Raw genomic sequence first — 23993 nt, 5'->3', positions numbered from 1 at the left:
AAGATTCTTACATTTCAAGAACCGCGCTGGCTCTCATCGCTTGATGTTCCTTCTGACGTAGGTAACTTTTCCTCCGTCTGGTGTAATAAAAGAGCCAGCGGTTTTTCTGACTGTTCTTCTGAATGATGTCGATAAGCTGCTGTATGTGAGAGCAACATGGAAGCTACCGGTGCTGTTAAAAACAAAAAAAACATCAGCAACACTTCATGAAAAACAAAATAATGGTCCACAAATATTGAATAAAGAAATGAAGAAATAAGAATGCTACCAACGCCCCAACTTGTACATACTGAAAGCATATGCAAACGCTCATAAAAACTGGAAAAACGCACCAAACCTATCGTTGCGATCAGTGTCAATCCAGACCCTAATATTAAGAAAACCGTGATAGCAATAGCAACCACAAGCGATACATCATCTTTCATTCAATAATCTCCCCCCGCATAAGAAATTTCGCCAAAGCGATGCTTGAAACAGCCCCCAACAACCCAATAATGAGAGCCGCAACAAAATAAATGGTTGTTCCTGAACGGATATCGAATGTAAGAAACAAAAGAACAGTGGTTATATAAAGAGCATCCAAACCAACAATTCTATCCTGTGCCCGTGGACCACGAATCAACCGAAACAATGCGAAGATCACCGCCAAACTTAAAAAAAACTGTGAAAAGAAAAGTCCCCAATAAAGGATCACCATACTCATAAGAAAATCTCCAAAAGTAATTGCTCATACCGTTGTTTGATCAATCTTTGATAATCATATCCATTTTCAAAATTTAAGACATGAAGCAAAAGTTCACCCTTTTTACTATTATAAGCAACCCAAGCCGTTCCAGGAGTTGCCGAAAGGATGCACGCTAAAATAGCCAAAGCAGTGTGATTATGAAGCAGAAGAGGCACAACAATAAAACCAGATTGCTGTTTTCGAGACCTTTTTGTTAGAACAAACCAAGCCACCGAGATATTTGAGGATATAGAATCTGTCAAAACTCGAAAAATAAGACGAAAAACCGCACTCCAGCTTCTGATAGCAACCTTCTCCGGCTCAAGAAGCCGTATCATCCAACCACAAAACAAAGCTGTTATAATACCTAAAAGCAATTGCCCTAAACTAAAACCATTTAAAATAAGCCACATAAGGACAATGACACCACTGAAAAAAGGAGAAGGACACAAACGATTCATTTATTCATCTCCCTCTTTTCGAGAGAAAAATCTGTTAAAACGCTCCCAATATAATTCTGAGGTTCATACAAAGTCTTAGCAGTTTCAGACATATAACGACTAACAGGACCGGCTACAATTGTTATAAGAAAACACAAGGCAAGAAGAAAGGTAATAGGCGCAAATTCTATCACCTGCACACGGGGAACGCGACCTTCAAGAGAAACCCAAAAAGTTCGAATTCCCGTTCGTGTCAGTGCAATCAAAGCTGCAAAACCAGAGAGGGTGACAAAAACCACAAAAAGCCAATCATGGTAAACCGGAAGAGAAGCAAAAAAATCTTCTCTACTATGGTTTAAAACTGCCATGAACATCATAAATTTAGCAACAAAACCAGAAAAAGGTGGCAATCCAATAATCAAAATGGCACAGATACCAAAACAAGCCCCAAGAATTGCCAAGGTTACAGGGAAATATGTGCCAACTTCATCTTCTTCCTCCTCTTCATCGTCACCATAAACCTCCATTGTGACAGCCAGAACATTAGCAGCCACATCTTGACAGCGTTCAACCAGCTCTACCAAAAGAAAAAAAGCCCCCAATGCTAAAGTTGAAGAAACAATATAAAAAAGTGCACCTGCTGTCAGTGCTGCATTGCCGATCCCAAGCGCAGTCAACAATGTACCAGAAGAGACAAGAACACTATAAGCTGCCAAACGTACCAAAACTTGGCTCGCCAATACCCCAATAAAACCAAAAATCATAGTGGCAAGCCCACCATAAAACAAAACCGTATGACCAAAATGGTTAAAATATTCACTTTCAGGACTAAACCATAGCAGCGTTAAACGTAAAATAATATAAATACCCACCTTACTCAAAAGTGCAAAAGAAGCTCCAACGGGCGCTACTGCTGCGCTGTAAGTTGGCACCAACCAAAAATTAAGCGGCCACATACCAGCCTTAAGCAAAAAAGCAATACCTAGAAGTGAAACACCTATTTCGAACAAAACAATATCTGTAGACGATATGTATTTTATTTTAACAGCCAAATCGGCCATATTAAGAGTACCAGTCACTCCATAAATAAGTGCTGTACCAACTAAAAAAAGTAATGAGGCAACAAGATTAACTACTACATAATGCAACCCTGCACGCACGCGTGTCTGACCAGAACCATGCAAAGCAAGCCCATAGGAAGCCGTTAACATAACTTCAAAAAATACAAATAAATTAAATAAATCACCGGTCAAAAAAGCGCCATTTATCCCCACCATAAAAAATTGCATCAGTGACTGAAAATGAGAACCCGATTTGTACCAATGAGCCCGCGCAAAAACCAGTGCGCTAGTCACCAACAAACTTGAAAGTAAAAGCATCATGGCGCTTAAACGATCAAGAACCAAAACAATTCCGAAGGAAGAAGGCCAATTTCCAAGCCGATAAACATCGCAAGCCGGTGCTATTTCAAGAGTACGTATAATCAATAAAACAGCAATAACAACCGACAATCCCGCCGAAAAAAGACTAATCAATGATTTAAGTTTCCAACGCCGTTCATCATAGAAAAGTAGAACAGCTCCAGTACTTAATGGCAAAAGAATAGGCAAAATAAGGAGATGGTGCACCCCTACTTCCATCACTGCACCTCACGTCCATCAACGTGATCTGAACCCGTTAAACCGCGTGAAACCAAGAGAATAACTAAAAATAAAGCTGTCGTTGCAAAACCAATCACAATCGCAGTTAAAACCAAGGCTTGAGGGAGAGGATCGACATAATTAGCTGGATTAATAACAGCATTAGGACCAACAATTGGCGCAGCATTACTACGCGGTCTACTCATTGAGAACATAAAAAGATTGACACCATAGGAAATCAAAGACAAACCAAGAATGACCTGAAAAGTGCGTGGACGCAAAACAAGCCAAATTCCTGATCCAACAAAAATACCAATACCTAAAGAAAGAACAATTTCCATTAATTTTCCTTCTCTTTCAAAACAGGTTTCTTACCGATTCGGTAACTCCGAATTGACTGGTGTGCAAGTGCAATTAAAATGAGAACAGTTGCTCCTAACACAAGAGAAAGCACACCAAAATCAAACAAAAAAGCAGACGCTATGGGAACTTTTCCAATTAACGGAAGATGAATATATCGAAAAAAGGATGTTAAAAAAGGATATCCAAAAAACCAAGAGCCCATCCCCGTTACGACTGACAACAATAAGCCAAAGCCTATCCAACGCAAAGGTAAAACTCTCAAATGCGTTTCCACCCACCGAATATCGCGTGCAAGATATTGTAAAATAAATCCTATCGCCAAAGTAATACCACCGACAAATCCACCTCCTGGCAGATCATGCCCTCGCATGAATAAATAAACAGCAAAAGCGATAATAATCGGAAAGAGCCAACCCATAATAACAGCAGGAATAGCTAAATAATTCAATACTGTATCTCCCACATTTCGATTAGGCTGTGCCATATCAAAGGCTTTCTGAACACGTTGTTGAAAAGGTGCATCAATACTTTCAGGAGCAGGACGAAACCGTCGTAAAAGGGCAAAAACAGTAAGAGAAACAACACCCAAAACGACAATTTCTCCCATGGTATCAAAACCACGGAAATCAACCAACAACACATTCACAACATTGCGACCACCAGCATCAGAATAAGCCTTGGTGAGAAAAAAATCAGAAATCGTCGTACCTTGAGGACGTGTCATCACTGCAAAAGAGAGCCATGCTACACCAACACCACCCACAAGGGCTATGATGAAATCACGGATACGACGCAAGCGCACAAAAAAACAAACAGGCGTTGGAGTAGGATTATGCAAGCGTTTAGGCAACCACCGTAAACCAAGCAATAATAAAACGACTGTAACAACCTCAACAACTAATTGTGTTATTGCTAAATCAGGAGCAGAAAGCCATAAAAAGGTTGCACAAGTCATCAAACCAGCTCCCCCCGACAACATAAGTGATGCAAGACGATGAAACTTTGCTTGCCAAGCAACTAAAAGCGCACATAATCCGCCAACTAACCAAAGAGCAAGAAAAGGAATATCAACTGGAAAAAGCGGTAACGTCCCTGCTGAAATGAAACCATCGCACCAAAGTAAAAGACCAACAAATGTAAAACACACCCAAAAAATCCAGTGCAACTGTATCTGCAAACGGCGTGTTGACAAAATAGATTCCACCGCACGCGCCCATTTCCAAGAAATAATTACGAGAATGCGTTCAAAAATACGCGGTCCATTCAAGTGACGAAAAAAAGGCGCCCCATCATCACAGGATAAAAAATAACGATGCCCGACAGCATAGAGCAATCCGCCTCCTAATAACGCAACCAAACTCATCACTAATGGAGTATTAAACCCATGCCAAACAGCCAAACTATAAGGGATTGTCATTGTTCCTAAAACAGACACGACCGCGTTATCTAAAATAGGTCCTATTGTTAAATTAGGAAAAACACCAACTGCTAAACAAATAAACACCAAAAGCTCCATCGGTAAACGCATGAAATGGGGTGGTTCATGGGGAGTTTTGGGTAAATTGACAGGTTTTGGTCCTAAAAAAACACCATGAATAAAGCGTATAGAATAGGTTACACTAAACAGACTAGCCAGCGTTGCTACATAAGGTGCAACCCAATCGAGCCATGATTCCATATGCGTTTCAACAGCTTCAGCAAAAAACATCTCTTTCGATAAAAAACCATTCAACAAAGGAACTCCGGCCATCGCTGCACTTGCAACTAAAGCGAGAGTTGCTGTAATAGGCATAGAACGATAAAGCCCTGACAATTTACGCATATCACGTGTTCCCGTCTCGTGATCAATAATACCAGCAGCCATAAATAAAGAAGCTTTAAAAGTAACATGATTGGCCATATGGAAGATCGCCGCAACACATGCAAGTGGACTACCAAGGCTTAAAAGCGTAGTAATCAATCCAAGATGACTAATAGTCGAGTAAGCAAGCAGTCCTTTCAAATCTTGCTGAAACATGGAAAAATAGGCACCAAGAAGCAACGTCGAGAGTCCTGAAAAGCCAACCAGCCAAAACCAAGATTCTGTCCCAGAAAGCACAGGCCATAAACGAACAAGCAAAAACAATCCGGCTTTTACCATGGTTGCCGAATGCAAATAAGCCGATACGGGGGTTGGAGCAGCCATCGCATTGGGCAGCCAAAAATGAAAGGGAAACTGCGCACTTTTTGTTAATCCCCCCAATAAAATACAAATAAGGACAAGACGATAAAGAGAACTTGACCGAATCATATCTCCAGACTGCAACACTTTATCCAAATCAAAACTGCCAACAATATACCCAATCAATAAAACCCCAATAAAAAGGGCAAAACCACCAAAACCTGTGATTGTTAGAGCCATACGCGCACCTTCACGCGCACTTGCATTATGGTACCAATAGCCAATCAACAAAAAAGAAAAAATACTGGTGAGTTCCCAAAAAACAACCAAAAATACAAGATTGCCTGATAAGACTATTCCCGTCATTGATCCCATAAAGGCTAAAAAAAATGAAAAAAAACGTGGTACAGAATCCGCTGGATCCATGTAATAACGTGAATAAATGACAATAAGCAGCCCAATTCCTGTAATGAGCAAGCAAAAAAGCCACGACAAACCATCTATACGGAGAATCAAATCGCTCCCCCATTCTGGAAGCCAAGAAATATCTAAACGCACTACGTGGTTTCCGCGAACCTCCGGATAAAGCATTATTGTAAAAATAAGACAGAAAAGTGCAACAATCCCAGCAAACCACGCTTCATTATTTTTTGCTGTCGAACGAAAAAAGCCAATGATAGCACTTCCACCAAAGGGAAGCAAAACAAGCAATACCAACATTGCTTCCCGTGTTGTCATTCTTTCAGCTCCATCCTGTTCTTAATATTTTGTCATCGACAAAACAAAAACTTATATTCTCACCCCCCATTCCACACTTAATGATAATAAGATTTAATAAAACTTAAAAGCATTTAAATTTTTCAAAAAAAATGCTTGCATAAAAATGCTGCGCACCACACAATTTTTCCCTTTATTGTAAGAACAATGACGCCCACGACAAGAAGCAATTAAAATTTTATTTAATAATTTCTATCCTTTAAAAAAGCGTGATAAACACTGTTTACGTCCCCCATGAAAAGGCTGAAAACTATTATCATTTTTATTATAAGAGCGATAACGCGCACGGCAAGATTCAATATGTTGTTTAAGCATCCATGGCTCTTTTTTTTCTAATTTTTCTGAAGAAGACGTTAAAAACACTTTTTTAACATCTGATACAACTTTTAATGATGCGCCTTTTGTGCTTAAGTGCGGTGATGTAACAAATGCCACTTCAGGATACCACCAATTATCACTGTATTTACGATAACCACGCCGATAATGACGATACCCTTTGAAACCATTAAGTTCTCTACGCCCCGTAAAAATCAAAGGCACCGAACTATCTTGGACAGAAGTATGAGTAACCAGTTTGGCTTTAGCATCACTCCTATTTTGCCCCCAATTAACAAGAGTAGTTGCTATAAAGAAAAAACTGCTAACAAATAGAAAAGCTAAAGCATAATATAATTTTTTTTTCATACTCATAACGCAAAACTCAAAATAATAAACAACAGTAATTACAGAAAGCCTTTCTCTTGCTAGACAGAAACAGATTCTTTTCTTAAGACTCTTTTTTTCTTGAGACATTCTGTTACTCTTTGTACTAAACGTTGATTTTGGCAATAAGATCCTTCAAAAAAGAATGAATAAATGATGATAAAAACCCCCTATTATCTTATAGACAAATCGAAACTCATCAAAAACATGCAAACAATTTCTCGTTTACGGGAAATGTCCGGAACTAAAATTTTACTTGCTTTGAAATGTTTTGCCACATGGAGTGTTTTTGATTTAATGTCTGAGTATATGGATGGAACGACCTCATCATCTTTATATGAATTGCGTTTAGGAAGAGAAAAATTTGGCAAAGAAACTCATGCCTATTCTGTGGCTTGGGCCAATCATGAAATTGATGAAGCCTGTGGTTATGCAGACAAAATTATCTTTAACTCAATCCAACAGCTTCAACGTTTTGCTAACGCTAGCAAGACCATCCAACGAGGCTTGAGGTTAAATCCAGGAATCAGTGCATCCAATTTTGATCTTGCTAATCCTTCCCGCCCTTTTAGCCGCTTAGGCGAAACCAATCAAAGCGCTATAAAAAAAGTTCTACCACTCATAAATGGCTTAATGATCCACAATAATTGCGAAAATGCTGATTTTAATCTTTTTAACCAAATGCTAAATTATATGGAAGAAAAATTTGCAGAACTTTTCGCTGCAGTTGACTGGATAAGCCTTGGTGGTGGTATCCATTTTACAGCTGAAAATTATCCTCTAGAAGCTTTCGCAAAACGTTTAAAACAATTTTCTAAAACCCATGGTGTTACTCTTTTTCTAGAACCAGGAGAAGCTGCCATCACCAAAAGCACCACATTAGAAGTCAGTGTTCTTGACACATTGTATAATGAAAAGAATCTTGCCATCGTTGATAGCTCAATTGAAGCACATATGCTTGATCTTTTAATTTATCGTGAAAATGCCAAATTAGAACCCAATCAAGGACCATACGAAATTATGATTTGTGGAAAATCTTGTCTTGCAGGCGATATTTTTGGAACATTTCAATTTAAAAAACCTCTCAAAATAGGCGACAGACTATCTTTTCAGGATGCAGCAGGTTATACAATGGTCAAGAAAAACTGGTTTAATGGCGTTACAATGCCTGCTATTGTTTTCAAAGAGTGCGATGGTACATTAACACTTCGACGCCAATTCAGCTATAACGACTATCAGAAAAGCCTTTCATAAAGATCAACCATAAAAACGTCATACAACAGTATTAAAAGGGAGATGAACCTGCAATGAAAAAAAATGTTCTCATTATTGGTGCTGGAGGTGTTGCACAAGTTGTTGCACACAAATGTGCTCAAAACAATGATATTCTTGGTGAAATTCATATTGCTTCACGAACACTCAGAAAATGTGAAGCCATCATTGCTTCTATTAAAGAAAAAAACACAATGAAAGAACAGGGTGTTCTCAAAAGCCATTCGCTCAATGCCATGAATGTAGAAGAAACTATAAAGCTCATCCAAAAGACCAAATGCGAAATTGTCATTAATGTTGGTTCTGCCTTTCTTAATATGTCTGTTCTTTCAGCTTGTATTGAAACCAAATGCGCTTATATCGATACAGCGATTCATGAAGACCCCTTGAAAATTTGTGAAACACCTCCTTGGTATGACAATTATGAATGGCCTCGGCGTCAAGAATGTGAAAAATCTGGTATCACTGCTATTTTAGGAGCAGGTTTTGACCCAGGTGTAGTAAATGCTTATGCAGCATTAGCGCGCGATGATTATTTTGATAAAATCACAGATATTGATATTATTGATATTAATGCCGGAAATCATGGACGTTGGTTTGCTACAAATTTTGATCCAGAAATTAACTTCCGTGAATTTACAGGACAAGTATGGTCATGGCAAAATAAAAAATGGACTTCCAATAAAATGTTTGAAGTCAGCCATGAATGGGATCTTCCCGTTGTTGGAAAACAAAAAGCCTATATGACAGGACATGATGAAATTCATTCACTTTCCAAAAATCTCGATGTCCAAAATGTCCGTTTCTGGATGGGATTTAGTGATCGTTATATCACTGTTTTTACTGTTCTAAAAAACATCGGACTCTTATCCGAACAACCGATAAAAACGGCGGAAGGTCAAGAAGTCGTGCCCTTGAAAGTCGTGAAAGCCGTCTTACCCGACCCTTCCTCTCTCGCCCCAGATTACACAGGAAAAACCTGTATTGGAGATCTTATTAAAGGTGAAAAAGGTGGAAATCCGAGAGAAATTTTTATCTATAACATAGCCGATCACAAACAAGCTTTTCATGAAACTGGGGCACAAGGTATTTCCTATACAGCTGGCGTACCAGCAGCCGCAACGGCCCTTCTCATTGCTACAGGTGAATGGGATGTTAAAACTATGGTCAATGTAGAGGAATTACCACCCCACCTTTTCCTTAAATATCTTGATCATATGGGGCTTCCCACTTTTATAAGAGAACAACAAGAGGATAAAAAATTACAATTTTAAATTTATACCTATAGAAAGCATATGCTTGATTTTTTAAGTTATCAGAAAACTGTCCAATGAAAACAGACTTAATATTCTCATGTAATTATGGTTTTCAAAAAAATTTTAGCTATTCATTATATTTTGGCAACATTGCGATTTCTTAACAACCTTAAAGAAGAGACATATCATCTTTTTAAGACATACAAGCAATGATCAAGAAAAATAGAGAAACAAAAACTAATTTAATCACACTGTATAACTTGTCATCAACATCAAAAAGATATTGTCATAAACAAAAGATATAAAAATACCGCTCTTTTAAAAAAGAGCGGTATTTTGTAGAATATTCAATCCCTCCCCTCTTCATCTTAAATGACAAAGATCCTTAACTCACACCAATCATTAAACAATTCAATTTCTTTGAGCGAATTCCTTTTGGCTTCCCTCTTCATATGATTCATAATCATACATAAAATATTGATTTATAAAAATAAAATATCATTTTCAACTTGATTTATAACGCTGAAAACTGTAAGATTTTCTTATCACAAACTCTCTCACATTGAATCAATTAAAATCTTTTGTCTGCACATCACAAACAAAACGAGCGTGTGAGTAAAAATGATGAAAGAAAAGAATTAAAATTTCTCTTATAAAAACTGTCAAATAATAAAGAGCTTTAGCAATATTGAGAACTGAAAAAGTGTATTATAATGTCAGCGTATACTTTTACTAAACATAAAGATAATTGTGCACAATAGGTCTTATAACAGTTTGAATGAATTTTATATATTTCAATAGGAACTTTACAGCTATACCATTCACGAGCACCATCGCGAAGTAGACTTGGGCATTTTAAGAGATGTTTTCTTAAAACGAAGCACGCAAATAGGTTCAGAACCCTATCCTAAATATTTTATAATAGTATAAAACCACCCCATATGGAAAACTTTACACATACCAAACACCACCGCTCTAAACGATAGTGCACAACAGGATAATCAATCGAAACTGCACAACTGAGTTCTAAAACAGTAATTACCGAAAAGCATACAACAAATGGAACAGTTCAATACAATTGGTTGTATTCCTTTTTAAATTTTTAAAATATTGTTTCATGCTTCACAAATATTTTCTGCCTCCTGTGCTTTTTAAAATGTACTTTTAAATATGAAGTGGTTTAGCAAATGTTGCCAAAGCTGCCTCACGCACAGCTTCTGATAAGGTAGGATGTGCATGGCAACAACGTCCCAGATCTTCTGATGAACCACCAAATTCCATCAAAACTGCTATTTCATGAATCATTTCACCAGCACCAAACCCAAGAATATGCCCTCCTAGTACCCGATCTGTTTTTTTATCGGAAAGGATTTTAACGAATCCATCACTCTTTTGCATTGCACGTGCACGACCATTGGCCATAAAAGGAAACTTGCCAACATTATATTCAATACCAGCAGTTTTTAGCTCTTCTTCTGTTCTTCCTACACTCGCAACTTCCGGCTGTGTATAAACAACATTAGGAATAACATCAAAATTAACATGCCCTTTTTGACCTGCCAAAATTTCTGCCACAGCAACGCCTTCTTCCTCTGCTTTATGCGCTAACATTGGTCCTTTTACGACATCACCAATCGCATAAATTCCTGGAACATTCGTCTGCCAATGGGCATCAATTGCAATAAAACCGCGTTCATCCAACTGAACACCAACCTCCCCTAAACCAAGACCATCGGTGTATGGAGAACGTCCAGTAGCAATGAGCACAACATCAGCCTCTAAAGTTTCAGCAGCACCACCTTTGACGGCTTCAAAAGTCACCTGAGCAGTTGAGCCAGATTGTGTAATAGCTGTTACTTTTGTTCCCGTCTTATATTCTATTCCCTGTTTTTCCATTAATTTCTGAAATTGCTGTGAAACTTCACCATCCATTGAACCCAAAACTTTATTAAGATACTCAATAATGGTCACCTTAGCACCTAAACGGCTCCAAACTGATCCAAGTTCTGAACCAATGACACCAGCACCCACTACAATCATATGCGCTGGTACTTTTTCAAGTGAAAGGGCTCCCGTAGAAGAAACAATAGTCTTTTCATCAATTTCAACATTCACCCCTGAAATGCCCGAACTCTCTGAACCCGTAGCAATAATAATATTTTTTGTTTCAATTGTTTGTTTATTACCATCTCTGGCAACAACTTCCACACGACCCGCACTCAAAATTTTGGCTGTCCCTAAAAAAGTATCAACTTTATTTTTTTTCATCAAAAAAGAAACGCCACTTGTATTGGCTGTCACCACAGCTTTCTTATGAACCATCATTTGTTCAAGATTAAGCTTAGACTTACCAATAGAAATACCAAGCGTTTCAAAACCATGCTGGGTTTCAGAAAACACTTCTGAAGCATGCAACAACGCTTTAGAAGGAATACAACCAACGTTGAGACATGTTCCTCCTAATGTTGTACGCTTTTCAATAATCGCTACTTTAAGTCCCAATTGTGCAGCCTTTATTGCTGCTACATAACCACCTGGACCCGCTCCAATCACAGCCACATCATAAGACATCCGTTTCTCCTTTCATCCTGAAAACTGTATTTTACAAATCAAGAACAAGGCGTTCCGGATCTTCTAAGCTTTCCTTAACACGCACAAGGAAAGTTACAGCTTCTTGCCCATCCACAATACGGTGATCATAAGAAAGCGCTAAATACATCATGGGGCGGATCACAATTTGGCCCTCAACAACCATTGCTCGCTCTTTAATTGCATGCATTCCCAAAATACCAGATTGTGGTGCATTCAAAATCGGTGTTGACATCAACGATCCATACACACCTCCATTGGTAATGGTAAAAGTTCCGCCCTGCATATCAGAAACGGCTAATTTTCCATCACGCGCAAGACGCCCCAAACGACCAATCTCTTTTTCAATCTCTGCCAATGACATTTGATCTGCATCTCGCACTACTGGAACAACAAGCCCTTTATCCGTTCCAACAGCAATTCCAACATTGACATAGTTTTTGTAAACAATATCTGTCCCATCAATCTCGGCATTAACAGCAGGAAGTTCTTTTAATGCGTGACAAACAGCCCTGGTAAAAAAACTCATAAAACCAAGTTTAACACCATGTTTCTTTTCAAAAAGATCCTTATAACGCTTGCGCAAATCCATCACTGCTAACATATCAACCTCATTAAATGTGGTTAACATTGCTGCTACATTTTGTGCATCTTTAAGACGGCGAGCAATTGTTTGACGCAATTTCGTCATACGAACCCGCTCTTCACGTGTTTCTCGGACAGGAGTTGCCGAAGAATTCGTCGCAGAAGAAGAGGGTGTAGGGGCATTTATACCTTGTTTTAATCCACCAAGAACATCTTCTTTAAGAATTTGTCCACGTTTTCCAGAACCTGAAATATCGCTTTTTGCAACATTATTTTCAGCCATCAATTTTGCTGCTGAAGGAGAAGGAGGCATTGTACTGCTCAAAGCAGGCTTCTGCGATTCAGATGAAGCCGCTGGAACAAGTGTAGCAGAAGGTGAAAATGATTGGGAGACATCAGCTTCTCCAGCTTCCACCACTCCTAAAAGAGCATTTACTTCCACCGTATCGCCTTCTTTTGCAATGATTTCAGATAATTTCCCCGAAACAGGAGAAGGAACTTCAACGGTTACCTTATCAGTTTCTAATTCAACCAAAGGCTCATCCATAGCGACAGCTTCGCCAAGTTTTTTAAACCATTTGCCAATCGTTGCTTCGGTAACCGATTCGCCCAAAGTAGGAACACGAATTTCAGTAGTCATAATATTTTTCCATACATCAGAGTAGTAATAAATTAAGAACCTAACGCGTCTTTAAGAAACGCAGCCAGTTGTTCAAGGTGTTTCACCATTAACCCAGAGGCCGGTGACGCACTCGCAGAACGTCCTGCATAACGAGCACGTGAATATTGCGCATTAATATGCGTCAAAACCCATTCCAAATAAGGCTCAATAAATGACCAAGCCCCCATGTTTTTTGGTTCCTCTTGGCACCAAAAAACTTCTGCCTGCAAAAAGCGTGACAACACATTCACCAAAACTTTAGCAGGGAAAGGATAAAGCTGCTCAACACGAAGGAGGTAAACATCATCAATACCCTTTTTTTCACGTTCTTCATAAAGGTCGTAATAAACCTTACCAGTACAAAGAACGACACGGCGAATTTTATTATCTTTTTGCAACTTAATGACAGAATCTTTGAGACATTCTGCATCATCAAGCAATACACGACAGAAACTTGTTTCTGGCCCCATTTGATTGAGAAGAGAAACAGCTCGCTTATGACGTAAAAGTGATTTTGGCGTCATCAAAATCAATGGCTTACGGAAATCACGCTTAATTTGTCGACGCAAAATATGAAAATAATTTGCAGGGGTTGTACAATTAGCAACCTGCATATTATCTTCCGCACAAAGTTGAAGAAACCGTTCTAAACGTGCAGAAGAATGCTCCGGCCCTTGCCCTTCAAAACCATGAGGCAATAAACACACAAGACCAGACATACGAAGCCACTTACGCTCTGCGGATGAAATAAATTGATCAAAAATGACCTGTGCACCATTAGAGAAATCACCAAATTGTGCTTCCCAAAGTGTTAATCCTCGTGGTTCAGCAAGAGAATATCCATATTCAAAACCAAGAACAGCTTCTTCAGAAAGCATAGAATTAACAACTTCATAAAGCGCTTGCCCCTTTTGTAAATGATTCAAAGGAATATAGCGCGCCTCATTTTCTTGGTCATAAAGAACTGAATGACGTTGTGAAAAAGTTCCCCGTTCAACATCCTCACCGGAAAGACGAACCGGTGCTCCTTCCAAACAAAGTGAACCAAAAGCTAAAGCTTCAGCAGTTGCCCAGTCAACACCCTGACCAGTTTCAAAAATTTTAGCACGATTATTTAAAAAACGTTGAATGGTTTTGTGAACGTGAAAATCTGCCGGAATTTCGACAATTTTCTGACCAATTTCCTTTAAAATTTTTAATTCAACACCAGTTGTTCTAGAATGTTGCTCTTCAGAACTACTAAAAGCTTTGAGTCCCGTCCAGCTTCCATCAAGCCAATCAGCCTTATTAGGCTTATAAGAAGCACTTGCTTCAAATTCACCTTCAAGCTTATCGCGCCATAATTTTTTTTGTTGCTCAATCTCTTCTAAAGAAATCACCCCTTCTGCTACCAATTGGTCACTATAAAGTTGAAGTGTTGTTTTATGATTACGAATTGCCTTATACATAAGCGGCTGCGTAAAGGAAGGTTCATCACCTTCATTATGCCCATAACGGCGATAACAAAACATATCAATAACCACTGGTTTATGGAAAATTTGGCGAAACTCCGTTGCTATTTTGGCAACAAAAACAACTGCCTCAGGATCATCACCATTCACATGGAAAATTGGCGCGTCAATCATTTTTGCGACATCTGATGGATAAGGCGAAGAACGTGAAAAACGTGGAGCTGTTGTAAAACCAATCTGATTATTGATAATAACATGAAGTGAGCCTGCAACACGATAACCTTTAAGACCTGAAAGACCAAAAGTTTCTTGGATAACGCCTTGTCCTGCAAAGGCAGCGTCACCATGAATAAGCAATGGCATCACTTTTGAACGCTCACTTAATGAGAGTAAATCAGTATGCGCAGGTCCCATAAGTTGATCTTGTTTAGCACGTGCTTTTCCCATAACAACCGGATCAACAATCTCAAGATGAGATGGATTGGCCAACAGTGATAAATGAACTTTTTTACCCTCAAATTCAAGATCAGCTGAAGTTCCCAAATGATATTTGACATCACCCGATCCTTCCACATCATCAGGCTTATAAGATCCCCCTTTGAACTCATGAAAAATAGCTCGATGTGGCTTAGAGAGAACTTGTGAAAGAACATTTAAACGACCACGATGTGCCATTCCTAAAATAACTTCTTGCACCCCTAAAGCACTACCACATTTGATAATCTGTTCAAGAGCGGGAATCAGCGCCTCACCACCATCGAGTCCAAAACGCTTTGTACCTTTATATTTAGTGTCTAAAAACTGTTCGAATCCTTCTGCCTGAATAAGCTTTTTCAGGATAGCTTTCTTGTCTTGTTGTGTGAAAGATTTTTTTTCATCTCGCCCTTCAATGCGTTCTTGAAGCCATGCTTTCTGAACTGGATCAGAAACATGCATATATTCCACACCGATTGTTGAACAATAAGTACGGTTGAGAATTTCAAGCATTTGTGGAATAGTTGCATATTCCAACCCTAAAACATTATCAATAAAAATGGGACGCTCGTAATCAGCTGGAGTAAAACCATAAGCTTCAGGAGAAAGTTCCTTATAATCTTCTTGTTTTTCGGCCAATTGAAGAGGGTCAAGCCGCGCACGAAGATGCCCCCGTGCTCGAAACGCACGAATCATCATAATCGCATGAACGGAATCACGTGTTGCACGAATAATATCTTGCTCACTGGAAATTTTTCCCTTTTGCACAGCACCTTTTATTGCTTTTTCCTTTAACTTATCACCAAGATATTTTTCAAGAGAAGACCAATCACCATCAAGAGCAGAAATCAATTCACTCTCTGCTTTTAATGGCCAATGATCACATTGCCATGTTGCTCCTTCAGCATTTTTAAGAACATCTTCTTTACTATCATGAAGTCCTTCAAAAAAAGCACGCCACTGTGAATCAACACTGGTAGGATCTTTTTCATATTGAGCATAAAGTTGATCTATATAATCCGCATTTCCACCATAAAGAAATGATGTCTGTGCAAAAAGGCTATTTATTTCGTCCTGCCTTGCCATATACCTCTCCGGAACATCTATTCCGTCTCCTTATATCTCTTTTCAACCTTTAAATGCTTACAAAACAAGCAATGATTCGAACATTCAAAAAAGTTTTACCTTTTTATACTCAAGTTTCTTCACCTGAATCTAAGAACTTTTTCTTATTCAGGTGAAATTTTCTTTTAACCTTTCAAAACTGACATCAAAGTCTTACCTATCTGTGATGGTGAAGGAGACACTCGAATCCCTGCTGATTCCATTGCCGCAATTTTATCTTCTGCTCCACCTTTACCACCAGAAATAACAGCACCAGCATGTCCCATTGTACGTCCTGGAGGAGCTGTGCGGCCAGCAATAAAGCCAATAACTGGTTTTTTACGACCTTTTCTTGCTTCATCTTTCAGAAACTGTGCTGCTTCTTCTTCAGAAGAACCACCAATCTCACCAATCATAACAATAGACTGAGTTTCATCATCCGCTAAAAACATTTCTAACACATCAATAAATTCAGTGCCCTTAACAGGATCGCCACCAATCCCTATCGCAGTTGTTTGCCCGAGACCTTCTTGACTCGTTTGAAAAACGGCTTCATAAGTTAAAGTTCCCGACCTCGAGACAACCCCAACAGAACCTTTTCTAAAAATAGAACCAGGCATAATACCAATTTTACATTCATTTGGTGTAAGAATACCGGGACAATTAGGACCAATAAGACGAGACTTTGAGTTTTCTAATCGCGTCTTCACTTTAACCATATCCATAACGGGAACACCTTCCGTAATACAGATAATTAAACGAACCTCAGCCTCAATAGCCTCTATAATAGCTGCCGCAGCCCCTGCAGGAGGAACATAAATAACGGAAGCATCCGCGCCTGTTTTTTCTTTTGCTTCTGCAACATTAGCAAATATAGGAAGAGTTTCGCCTTTTGAACCTTCCCATGTTTCTCCACCCTTTTTAGGGTTAACGCCACCAACCATTTGCGTACCATGATAAGCAAGCGCCTGTTCTGTATGAAATGTTCCTGTTTTTCCTGTAAGCCCTTGAACTAGAACTTTTGTCTCTTTATTCACAAGAATCGACATAGCTTAAGCTCCCTTCACGGCTGCAACAATCTTTTGGGCAGCATCATCTAAATCATCAGCAGAAATAACATTCAAACCACTGTCATTGATAATTGCTTTACCTTGCTCAACATTAGTGCCTTCAAGACGAATAACCAAGGGAACCTTTAAACCAACCTCACGAACAGCAGCAACCACACCTTCAGCAATGACATCACAACGCATAATACCACCAAAAATGTTAACCAAAATGCCCTTAACATTTGGATCGGCCGTAATAATTTTAAAAGCAGCTGTCACCTTTTCTTTTGACGCTCCACCACCAACATCCAAAAAATTCGCTGGCTCTGCTCCATAAAGCTTAATGATATCCATTGTTGCCATAGCAAGACCCGCACCATTAACCATGCAACCAATCGTGCCCTCAAGAGCAACATAAGCAAGATCATGCTTTGATGCTTCAATTTCTTTTGGATCCTCTTCTGAAAGATCGCGTAATTCTAAAATATCTGGATGACGAAACAGAGCATTATTATCAAAAGAAACTTTTGCATCAAGAACACGCAAGTGACCATCTTTCATCACAATAAGCGGATTGATTTCTAAAAGGCTCATATCTTTTTCACAAAATGCTTTATAGAGAATCGGAAAAAGCCTTTCACCATCTTCTCGCGCACTACTTTGTAGTTTCAACGCATCACAAAGTCTTGCACAATCAGCAGAAGTAACACCCTCTACAGCATCAATCGGAAGCGTGAATATTTTTTCTGGTGTCTCTTCAGCAACTGTTTCAATATCCATTCCACCTTCTGTTGAAACAACAAAAGCAATTCGACCAACGCTACGATCAACCAAAAGTGAAAGATAAAGCTCTCGTTCAATATCGGCACCATCTTCAATATAAAGACGATTGACCTGCTTACCCTCTGGACCCGTTTGTTTGGTTACCAAAGTTTTACCAAGCATTTCTTGAACATTTGCAACAACTTCTTCAACAGATTGTGCAAGCCGAACACCACCCTTTGCATCAGGACCAAGTTCTTTAAACTTACCCTTACCACGACCACCAGCGTGTATCTGACTTTTAACCACATAGAGAGGTCCAGGCAGCTTTTCCGCCCATTTTTCAGCTTGCTCTACAGAATAAACAGCGACACCATTTGCAATTGGTGCTCCATATTCATGAAGCAGACGTTTGGCCTGATACTCATGGATATTCATGCATTCGTCCCTTTCTTTTATGGATTATTATTAATCCTAAAGTTTTAATATTCTAAATATTTATTTTAATGAATTAAATCTTGTTCAATTTACTTGAGACTAGGCACAAGAGAAATACAAGCTTCACAAAGCTTTTTAACCGCATTTACTGAATGAACAAAAGCATCTCTTTCTTCTTTATCAAGATCAATTTCAATGACTCGTTCAATACCACCTGCACCAAGTACAACAGGAACACCAACATAGGTATCATTAACCCCATATTCTCCTGAAAGATAAGCTGCAACAGGCACAACACGCTTAGTGTCCTTTAAATAGGCCTCAGCCATAGAAACAGCAGAAGCTGCTGGTGCATAGTAAGCAGAACCTGTTTTTAATAAACCAACAATTTCCGCACCGCCATCACGGGTACGCTGGATAATTTGATTAATTCTTTCCTGTGTTGTCCAACCCATCTTTACAAGATCAGGCAAAGAAATACCACCAACCGTTGAGTAACGCACAAGAGGAACCATTGAATCACCGTGCCCTCCTAAAACAAACGCTGTTACATCTTTAACAGAAACCTTAAATTCCTCAGATAAAAAATGACGAAAACGTGCTGAATCAAGAACACCAGCCATACCAACCACTTTATGTGTAGGGAGACCTGAAAATTTCTGCAATGCCCACACCATTGCATCAAGGGGATTGGTAATACAAATAACAAACGCTGAAGAAGCGTATTTTTTAATTCCAGCTCCAACTTGTTCCATAACCTTTAAATTAATGCCCAAAAGTTCATCACGGCTCATACCAGGTTTTCGCGCAACGCCTGCTGTTACAATAACAACATCAGCACCTTCAATTGCTTCATAAGCATTAGCACCTTTTAAACTGATATCAAAACTGTCAACAGGCGAAGATTCGGCGATATCTAGAGCCTTACCTTGTGGCACACCTTCTGCAATATCAAATAAGATAACATCACCAAGCTCTTTAAGCCCAATAATATGTGCTAAAGTACCACCAATCATACCTGAACCAATGAGAGCTATTTTTTTTCGTGCCATTTTAGTTTTTCCTAACTTTTAGATAATTCAGCGCACACCCCTCAGCGTCCATATACTGAATATTTTTGACTTCAACCATATTCAAACAATATCATAAAAAAGAGTAAAGAAATGAAATTCACAAATTTTTCTCCTTACAGAAACAACAACCCTCCACTGAAACAACTATTAGAAAATTATCACGATGTATCGATAAAGTGAATTTAAAAAAAATACAACAGAATTATTACATTTCTTTAATTTCAAAGATTTATTGTTTTTACAGTTTACGTAAAGGTAAAAGTATAATCAATGCTTCTTCTTCAAAAGAAAATGTTCTTCCCAAAGTTTTAAATAATCGTGGCTTTGCATTTCAAAAAGACGTGACTGTGTTCTTTGAAATTCAAATGTTTCCGCAATCTGCGCATGCCCTTTATACAAATCCCCCACCCCTGCCGCTGCCGACATAAATAACCGTATGTGGCGCTCATAAAGAATATCAATAAGCAAAATAAACCGTTTTGTTTCATTGCGACATGCATCATCCATGACCGGTACATTATCAATAAAAATCGTATGATAACGTTCCCCTAATACCAAATACTCAGTCGCTGCTAAAGGCTTTGCACATAAATCTCCATAATCAAAGCGTGCACATCCTGCACCAACGCGCGGAATAGGAATAAAGCGGCCTTTTATAGAAAGCTCATCAGATATCTCCTTATGTCCTTGCAATACAAGTGCCCATGCTTGATCCATGCATTCATCTGCTTTTTTCCCTAAAGGTGCTACATACACAGGCTGTAGATTTGATTTTGCAAGACGATAATCTGTTTTTGCATCAAGATTAACAACACGAACATATGCTTTCAAAACTTGAATAAAAGGCAAAAAGAGTTCACGATTTAAACCGTTATAATAAAGGTTATCCGGCGCCACATTTGAAGTCGCAATAAAGAAAATTTCTTTATCAAACAAAGCAGAAATAAGCCGCCCCAATACCATAGCATCAGCAATATCTGTTACACTAAACTCATCAAAACAAAGTACCTTTGCTTCTCGTGCAAGATCTTCAGCAACAGCTAAAATAGGATTATCTTGTTTAAATTTTACACATCCAGATGCTTGACGATAAAAATTAATACGCTCATGCACATCAGTCATAAAATCATTAAAATGGGCACGCTTTTTATGACCTTTAGGCAAACAAGAAAAGAACAAATCCATCAGCATGGTTTTGCCCCGTCCTACTTCACCACAAATATACAATCCCTGAAAAGAGTCTTTTTCATCCCATTGTTTTCCAACACAAGAAATATTTTGTTTTTTCCTTTTAAATATTCTATTAAAGAAAGAGCAAAATATCCAAGTCCAAGGACGAGAGATATTTTGTTCCGCGATTTTTTTTAATAAAAGATCAAAATATTCTGTTATAGCTAATTGAGCAGGATCAAAACAAACCTCTCCTTTCGAGACAAGCTCTTTATAACGTGTTGAAACGAGAAGCATCCAAGTAACCTTTTTCAAACCGTTCTCAATGAAAAATACAAATACTTTTCACGAATCTGTCCGTCTAGCTTAATTTTTCATAAACGATCAAAAATGATTTAACGACTTAAAACAACGGGATGATCATCAAGTGTACGTCCCTCAAAACGATCGACATTTGAAGAGTAAAGAACAAAGATAACACGTCCAGAGTTATTATAAAAATATAATCTTTTTCCTTTAACAGCCCACGATCTCACTTGGGAAGCAATTCCTGGACATTGTAAAGGGCCAGCACGGTACCCCTGTCCAAACTTTGTTTGCGGTGTTGCGATCCGGCAAACTTTTCCCCCCATAGAAAGATTCCATACGCCAGCAATACTTGCAGGAAATAAATCAGTAGCATTACTTGGCAATTCGAGATTAGCCATTCGTCCATCACTCTGAGAATCTCCTTTCTCATACATCGAAGCGTTTGCTGACTCAGATATCGACGAAGAAGTAGATGACAGATCAGACACTTCCAATGTTGTCATTTGTTGAGATGGATAAAAAACTTCTAATGCGTTACTACCGTCATTACTGTCAAACCGTGTTGTCGAACATCCCCCTAAAAGCATTACAGTTGATAGTGCAACGAAAAACGAAATTTTTGAAAACGACATATCTGTACTCTCTCCCACGACAATAAATAAGTTCACAAAAAAATTAAGTGAACTTTTATTATAGTTACAAAGATAAATTAACAAATTAAAAAAAACAGGTTAAAATCACTTAATTTTAAAAGAAATAATTTATGCACCCGATTTTATATTTATTAAACACTAGAAATTTATAAGATTTTCAGTCATATATCTCTTTATAGGTAATCATTAGAAATAGAGAAGTTTCATGAAAACGCCATTTAGCAAAATGGACGGTCTTGGAAATCAAATTATTGTTGTTGATATGCGTGAAAGTACTCATACTCTTACACCACAAGCAATCCTTGCTTTGTCGACAGATCCTGAAATGCATTTTGATCAAATCATGGCCATCCACACACCAACCCAGAAAAAAGCCGACTTCCGCATAGAAATATGGAACTCTGATGGTTCAAAGGCTAAAGCTTGTGGCAATGGTACCCGCTGTGTCATTGCATGGCTTAAAGATCACAATTTTGATGAAAAATTTCGTTTAGAAACTCCCACTGGAATTATTGAAGGGAAATACCAAACCGATAATCTTATTTCTGTTGATATGGGATGCCCAAATTTCAATGCAAAAGAGATGCCTGTTTCACGTGAAATAGTTGATACCAATCACGTAGAAATTACGGCTGGTCCCCTAAAAGATGCTTGTCTCATATCCATTGGCAATCTCCATGCTATCTTTTTTGTTGAAAATGATATTCAACATATTCCATTAGAAAAATATGGGCCAAAACTTGAACATGATCCCCTGTTTCCCGAACAGTGCAATATTTCCATTGCTTGCATAAAGTCAAAGAAAAGTCTAAATTTACGTACATGGGAGCGAGGAGCAGGATTAACACAAGCATGTGGGAGTGCTGCTTGTGCAAGTGCAGTGGCTGCTTATCGTCGTGGTCTTACACAACGCCATATTGATGTAAACTTACCAAAGGGAACACTTAATATTTTTTACCGAGAAGACGATCACGTTATTATGACAGGACCAATAAAATATCAATTTAGTGGTTTTTTAAGCCCTTTAACAGGGTTTTACAAAAAGGATCACTCCTGATGGCAATAGAAATTGTGACTTTTGGTTGTCGACTTAATAGCTACGAATCAGAAATCATTCGCAAAGAAAGTACTTCTTCAGGGCTAGATCAGCTTAAAGATGGTGCTATTATTTTTAATACCTGTGCTGTCACTGCTGAAGCCGTACGACAAGCAAAACAAGCTATCCGCAAAGCACGACGTGAAAATCCTCATGCACGTATCATTGTAACAGGATGTGCAGCCCAAACAGAAGCACAAAATTTTGCCTCCATGACAGAAGTGGATCTCGTTTTAGGAAACGAAGATAAACTTCACGCTCATTCTTATCGTCAACTTCCTGATTTTGGTATTAACCACTCCGAAAAGGTGCGTATCAATGACATTATGGAAGTACAAAAAATTGCTCCACATATGGTCAGTGCAATACAAGAGCGCACCCGCGCTTTTGTACAGGTACAAAACGGATGTGATCATCGCTGTACATTTTGCATTATTCCTTATGGACGTGGACCATCTCGTTCAGTTCCCATGGGTGCTGTCATAGAACAAATTAAAAAGCTGATAGATGAGGGTATCCAAGAAGTGGTCCTTACAGGTGTTGACCTTACAAGTTATGGCCACGATCTTCCTGGAAAAGCCACTCTAGGAAAATTAACTTCAGCAATTTTGCATCATATCCCTGACTTAGCGCGATTACGCCTCTCATCTATTGACTCTATTGAAACAGACGAAGAACTCATCAATCTTTTAACTTATGAAACAAGGATCATGCCCCATTTGCATTTATCTTTGCAAGCAGGTGATAATATGATTTTAAAACGGATGAAACGACGCCATCTGCGCGAACATGCCATTCAATTTTGCCAAGAATTGCGCGCTAAACGTCCTACAATGGTTTATGGTGCCGACTTAATTGCTGGTTTTCCTACAGAAACAGAAGAGATGTTTCAAAACAGTCTTGTTTTAATCAAAGATTGTAATTTAACCCATCTCCATGTCTTCCCCTTTAGTCCAAGAGAAGGAACACCTGCCGCACGTATGCCACAAATCAACCGTAAAATAGTTAAGATGCGTGCTGAAAAGTTGCGTAAAGCAGGGGATGAGGCTTACCAAAAGCATCTTGCTCATTTACAAAACAGTCTACAAACAATTCTTGTTGAAAAAGATGAAATTGGACGAACAGAAGATTATACTCTTGTACAAGTTAAAGGTGCAAAAGCAGGAACAATTGTTCAAGCTCTTATCGTTGATCATGATGGCGCTAAATTGATTGCTGTCCTTCCAAAATTAAACGCTGCTTGA

The 23993-nt window shown here is 38.6% G+C and carries 19 protein-coding genes; 4 read left to right on the top strand and 15 right to left on the bottom strand.

Annotated elements, in window-relative coordinates; all coding sequences use genetic code 11:
• Positions 1-14: 14 nt before the first annotated feature.
• The 7 genes from mnhG to ACFIJ0_RS04675 all read right to left on the bottom strand — a co-directional run bounded on the left by mnhG (position 15) and on the right by ACFIJ0_RS04675 (position 6795).
• Complete coding sequence (mnhG, locus tag ACFIJ0_RS04705) at positions 15-425, bottom strand: monovalent cation/H(+) antiporter subunit G (protein WP_375624844.1); 411 nt, start codon at positions 423-425, stop codon at positions 15-17.
• On the bottom strand, positions 422-703 hold the full coding sequence (locus ACFIJ0_RS04700) for a K+/H+ antiporter subunit F (protein WP_375624843.1): 282 nt from the start codon (positions 701-703) through the stop codon (positions 422-424). The genes mnhG and ACFIJ0_RS04700 overlap by 4 nt, the downstream gene beginning before the upstream one ends.
• The gene (locus ACFIJ0_RS04695; RefSeq protein ID WP_375624842.1) at positions 700-1185 is read right to left on the bottom strand and encodes a Na+/H+ antiporter subunit E; all 486 of its coding nucleotides are present in this window, start codon (positions 1183-1185) and stop codon (positions 700-702) included. Before ACFIJ0_RS04695 ends, ACFIJ0_RS04700 begins: the two co-directional genes overlap by 4 nt.
• On the bottom strand, positions 1182-2804 hold the full coding sequence (locus tag ACFIJ0_RS04690; protein ID WP_375624841.1) for a monovalent cation/H+ antiporter subunit D: 1623 nt from the start codon (positions 2802-2804) through the stop codon (positions 1182-1184). The genes ACFIJ0_RS04695 and ACFIJ0_RS04690 overlap by 4 nt, the downstream gene beginning before the upstream one ends.
• The gene (locus ACFIJ0_RS04685; RefSeq protein ID WP_375624840.1) at positions 2804-3145 is read right to left on the bottom strand and encodes a Na+/H+ antiporter subunit C; all 342 of its coding nucleotides are present in this window, start codon (positions 3143-3145) and stop codon (positions 2804-2806) included. Before ACFIJ0_RS04685 ends, ACFIJ0_RS04690 begins: the two co-directional genes overlap by 1 nt.
• Complete coding sequence (locus ACFIJ0_RS04680) at positions 3145-6066, bottom strand: monovalent cation/H+ antiporter subunit A (protein WP_375644256.1); 2922 nt, start codon at positions 6064-6066, stop codon at positions 3145-3147. The genes ACFIJ0_RS04685 and ACFIJ0_RS04680 overlap by 1 nt, the downstream gene beginning before the upstream one ends.
• A 231-nt stretch (positions 6067-6297) precedes the next feature.
• Entirely contained in the window at positions 6298-6795 is a 498-nt protein-coding gene (locus tag ACFIJ0_RS04675) for a BA14K family protein (protein WP_375624838.1), read from the bottom strand.
• A 168-nt stretch (positions 6796-6963) separates the two neighbouring features.
• On the opposite strand from ACFIJ0_RS04675, the gene ACFIJ0_RS04670 reads away from it, so the two are divergent.
• Complete coding sequence (locus tag ACFIJ0_RS04670; protein ID WP_375624919.1) at positions 6964-8061, top strand: carboxynorspermidine decarboxylase; 1098 nt, start codon at positions 6964-6966, stop codon at positions 8059-8061.
• A 53-nt stretch (positions 8062-8114) separates the two neighbouring features.
• Entirely contained in the window at positions 8115-9353 is a 1239-nt protein-coding gene (locus ACFIJ0_RS04665) for a saccharopine dehydrogenase NADP-binding domain-containing protein (RefSeq protein WP_375644255.1), read from the top strand.
• Between the two features lie 1146 nt (positions 9354-10499).
• On the opposite strand, the gene lpdA is transcribed toward ACFIJ0_RS04665, so the two are convergent.
• The 8 genes from lpdA to ACFIJ0_RS04625 form a co-directional block, all read right to left on the bottom strand.
• Complete coding sequence (gene lpdA, locus ACFIJ0_RS04660) at positions 10500-11906, bottom strand: dihydrolipoyl dehydrogenase (RefSeq protein ID WP_375644254.1); 1407 nt, start codon at positions 11904-11906, stop codon at positions 10500-10502.
• A 31-nt stretch (positions 11907-11937) separates the two neighbouring features.
• On the bottom strand, positions 11938-13149 hold the full coding sequence (gene odhB, locus ACFIJ0_RS04655; protein WP_375624835.1) for a 2-oxoglutarate dehydrogenase complex dihydrolipoyllysine-residue succinyltransferase: 1212 nt from the start codon (positions 13147-13149) through the stop codon (positions 11938-11940).
• Positions 13150-13181: 32 nt separating this feature from the next.
• Positions 13182-16181 carry a 2-oxoglutarate dehydrogenase E1 component gene (locus ACFIJ0_RS04650; protein ID WP_375624834.1) on the bottom strand — a complete coding sequence of 1000 codons (3000 nt, stop codon included), beginning with the start codon at positions 16179-16181 and terminating at the stop codon, positions 13182-13184.
• Positions 16182-16345: 164 nt separating this feature from the next.
• The gene (gene sucD / locus ACFIJ0_RS04645; protein ID WP_375624833.1) at positions 16346-17248 is read right to left on the bottom strand and encodes a succinate--CoA ligase subunit alpha; all 903 of its coding nucleotides are present in this window, start codon (positions 17246-17248) and stop codon (positions 16346-16348) included.
• 3 nt (positions 17249-17251) lie between these two features.
• A complete protein-coding gene (gene sucC / locus ACFIJ0_RS04640) occupies positions 17252-18448 on the bottom strand; it encodes an ADP-forming succinate--CoA ligase subunit beta (RefSeq protein ID WP_375624832.1) in 1197 nt (398 codons plus the stop codon).
• A gap of 89 nt (positions 18449-18537) precedes the next feature.
• Positions 18538-19500, bottom strand: a complete 963-nt coding sequence (gene mdh / locus ACFIJ0_RS04635; protein WP_375624831.1) for a malate dehydrogenase — start codon at positions 19498-19500, stop codon at positions 18538-18540.
• 288 nt (positions 19501-19788) lie between these two features.
• Positions 19789-20988, bottom strand: a complete 1200-nt coding sequence (zapE, locus tag ACFIJ0_RS04630; RefSeq protein WP_375644279.1) for a cell division protein ZapE — start codon at positions 20986-20988, stop codon at positions 19789-19791.
• 98 nt (positions 20989-21086) lie between these two features.
• Positions 21087-21632 carry an AprI/Inh family metalloprotease inhibitor gene (locus tag ACFIJ0_RS04625; RefSeq protein ID WP_375624830.1) on the bottom strand — a complete coding sequence of 182 codons (546 nt, stop codon included), beginning with the start codon at positions 21630-21632 and terminating at the stop codon, positions 21087-21089.
• Positions 21633-21858: 226 nt separating this feature from the next.
• On the opposite strand from ACFIJ0_RS04625, the gene dapF reads away from it, so the two are divergent.
• Together dapF and mtaB are read left to right on the top strand one after the other, a co-directional pair.
• Positions 21859-22710, top strand: a complete 852-nt coding sequence (dapF, locus tag ACFIJ0_RS04620; protein WP_375624829.1) for a diaminopimelate epimerase — start codon at positions 21859-21861, stop codon at positions 22708-22710.
• Positions 22710-23993, top strand: a complete 1284-nt coding sequence (gene mtaB, locus ACFIJ0_RS04615) for a tRNA (N(6)-L-threonylcarbamoyladenosine(37)-C(2))-methylthiotransferase MtaB (protein WP_375624828.1) — start codon at positions 22710-22712, stop codon at positions 23991-23993. The genes dapF and mtaB overlap by 1 nt, the downstream gene beginning before the upstream one ends.

It is taken from the genome of Bartonella sp. OC68QHHN, from assembly GCF_042193875.1.
Classification (GTDB): domain Bacteria; phylum Pseudomonadota; class Alphaproteobacteria; order Rhizobiales; family Rhizobiaceae; genus Bartonella; species Bartonella grahamii_A.
This window is presented reverse-complemented; position numbering and strand designations above follow the sequence as displayed.

What these genes read in the sequence shown, in the direction of transcription:
- mnhG (WP_375624844.1), bottom strand. Translation starts at nt 425, where the DNA reads ATGAAAGATGATGTATCGCTTGTGGTTGCTATTGCTATCACGGTTTTC.
- ACFIJ0_RS04690 (WP_375624841.1), bottom strand. Translation starts at nt 2,804, where the DNA reads ATGGAAGTAGGGGTGCACCATCTCCTTATTTTGCCTATTCTTTTGCCA.
- ACFIJ0_RS04650 (WP_375624834.1), bottom strand. Translation starts at nt 16,181, where the DNA reads ATGGCAAGGCAGGACGAAATAAATAGCCTTTTTGCACAGACATCATTT.
- ACFIJ0_RS04680 (WP_375644256.1), bottom strand. Translation starts at nt 6,066, where the DNA reads ATGACAACACGGGAAGCAATGTTGGTATTGCTTGTTTTGCTTCCCTTT.
- zapE (WP_375644279.1), bottom strand. Translation starts at nt 20,988, where the DNA reads ATGCTTCTCGTTTCAACACGTTATAAAGAGCTTGTCTCGAAAGGAGAG.
- ACFIJ0_RS04695 (WP_375624842.1), bottom strand. Translation starts at nt 1,185, where the DNA reads ATGAATCGTTTGTGTCCTTCTCCTTTTTTCAGTGGTGTCATTGTCCTT.
- ACFIJ0_RS04700 (WP_375624843.1), bottom strand. Translation starts at nt 703, where the DNA reads ATGAGTATGGTGATCCTTTATTGGGGACTTTTCTTTTCACAGTTTTTT.
- ACFIJ0_RS04625 (WP_375624830.1), bottom strand. Translation starts at nt 21,632, where the DNA reads ATGTCGTTTTCAAAAATTTCGTTTTTCGTTGCACTATCAACTGTAATG.
- sucD (WP_375624833.1), bottom strand. Translation starts at nt 17,248, where the DNA reads ATGTCGATTCTTGTGAATAAAGAGACAAAAGTTCTAGTTCAAGGGCTT.
- dapF (WP_375624829.1), top strand. Translation starts at nt 21,859, where the DNA reads ATGAAAACGCCATTTAGCAAAATGGACGGTCTTGGAAATCAAATTATT.
- mtaB (WP_375624828.1), top strand. Translation starts at nt 22,710, where the DNA reads ATGGCAATAGAAATTGTGACTTTTGGTTGTCGACTTAATAGCTACGAA.
- sucC (WP_375624832.1), bottom strand. Translation starts at nt 18,448, where the DNA reads ATGAATATCCATGAGTATCAGGCCAAACGTCTGCTTCATGAATATGGA.
- lpdA (WP_375644254.1), bottom strand. Translation starts at nt 11,906, where the DNA reads ATGTCTTATGATGTGGCTGTGATTGGAGCGGGTCCAGGTGGTTATGTA.
- odhB (WP_375624835.1), bottom strand. Translation starts at nt 13,149, where the DNA reads ATGACTACTGAAATTCGTGTTCCTACTTTGGGCGAATCGGTTACCGAA.
- ACFIJ0_RS04665 (WP_375644255.1), top strand. Translation starts at nt 8,115, where the DNA reads ATGAAAAAAAATGTTCTCATTATTGGTGCTGGAGGTGTTGCACAAGTT.
- mdh (WP_375624831.1), bottom strand. Translation starts at nt 19,500, where the DNA reads ATGGCACGAAAAAAAATAGCTCTCATTGGTTCAGGTATGATTGGTGGT.
- ACFIJ0_RS04670 (WP_375624919.1), top strand. Translation starts at nt 6,964, where the DNA reads ATGATAAAAACCCCCTATTATCTTATAGACAAATCGAAACTCATCAAA.
- ACFIJ0_RS04685 (WP_375624840.1), bottom strand. Translation starts at nt 3,145, where the DNA reads ATGGAAATTGTTCTTTCTTTAGGTATTGGTATTTTTGTTGGATCAGGA.
- ACFIJ0_RS04675 (WP_375624838.1), bottom strand. Translation starts at nt 6,795, where the DNA reads ATGAGTATGAAAAAAAAATTATATTATGCTTTAGCTTTTCTATTTGTT.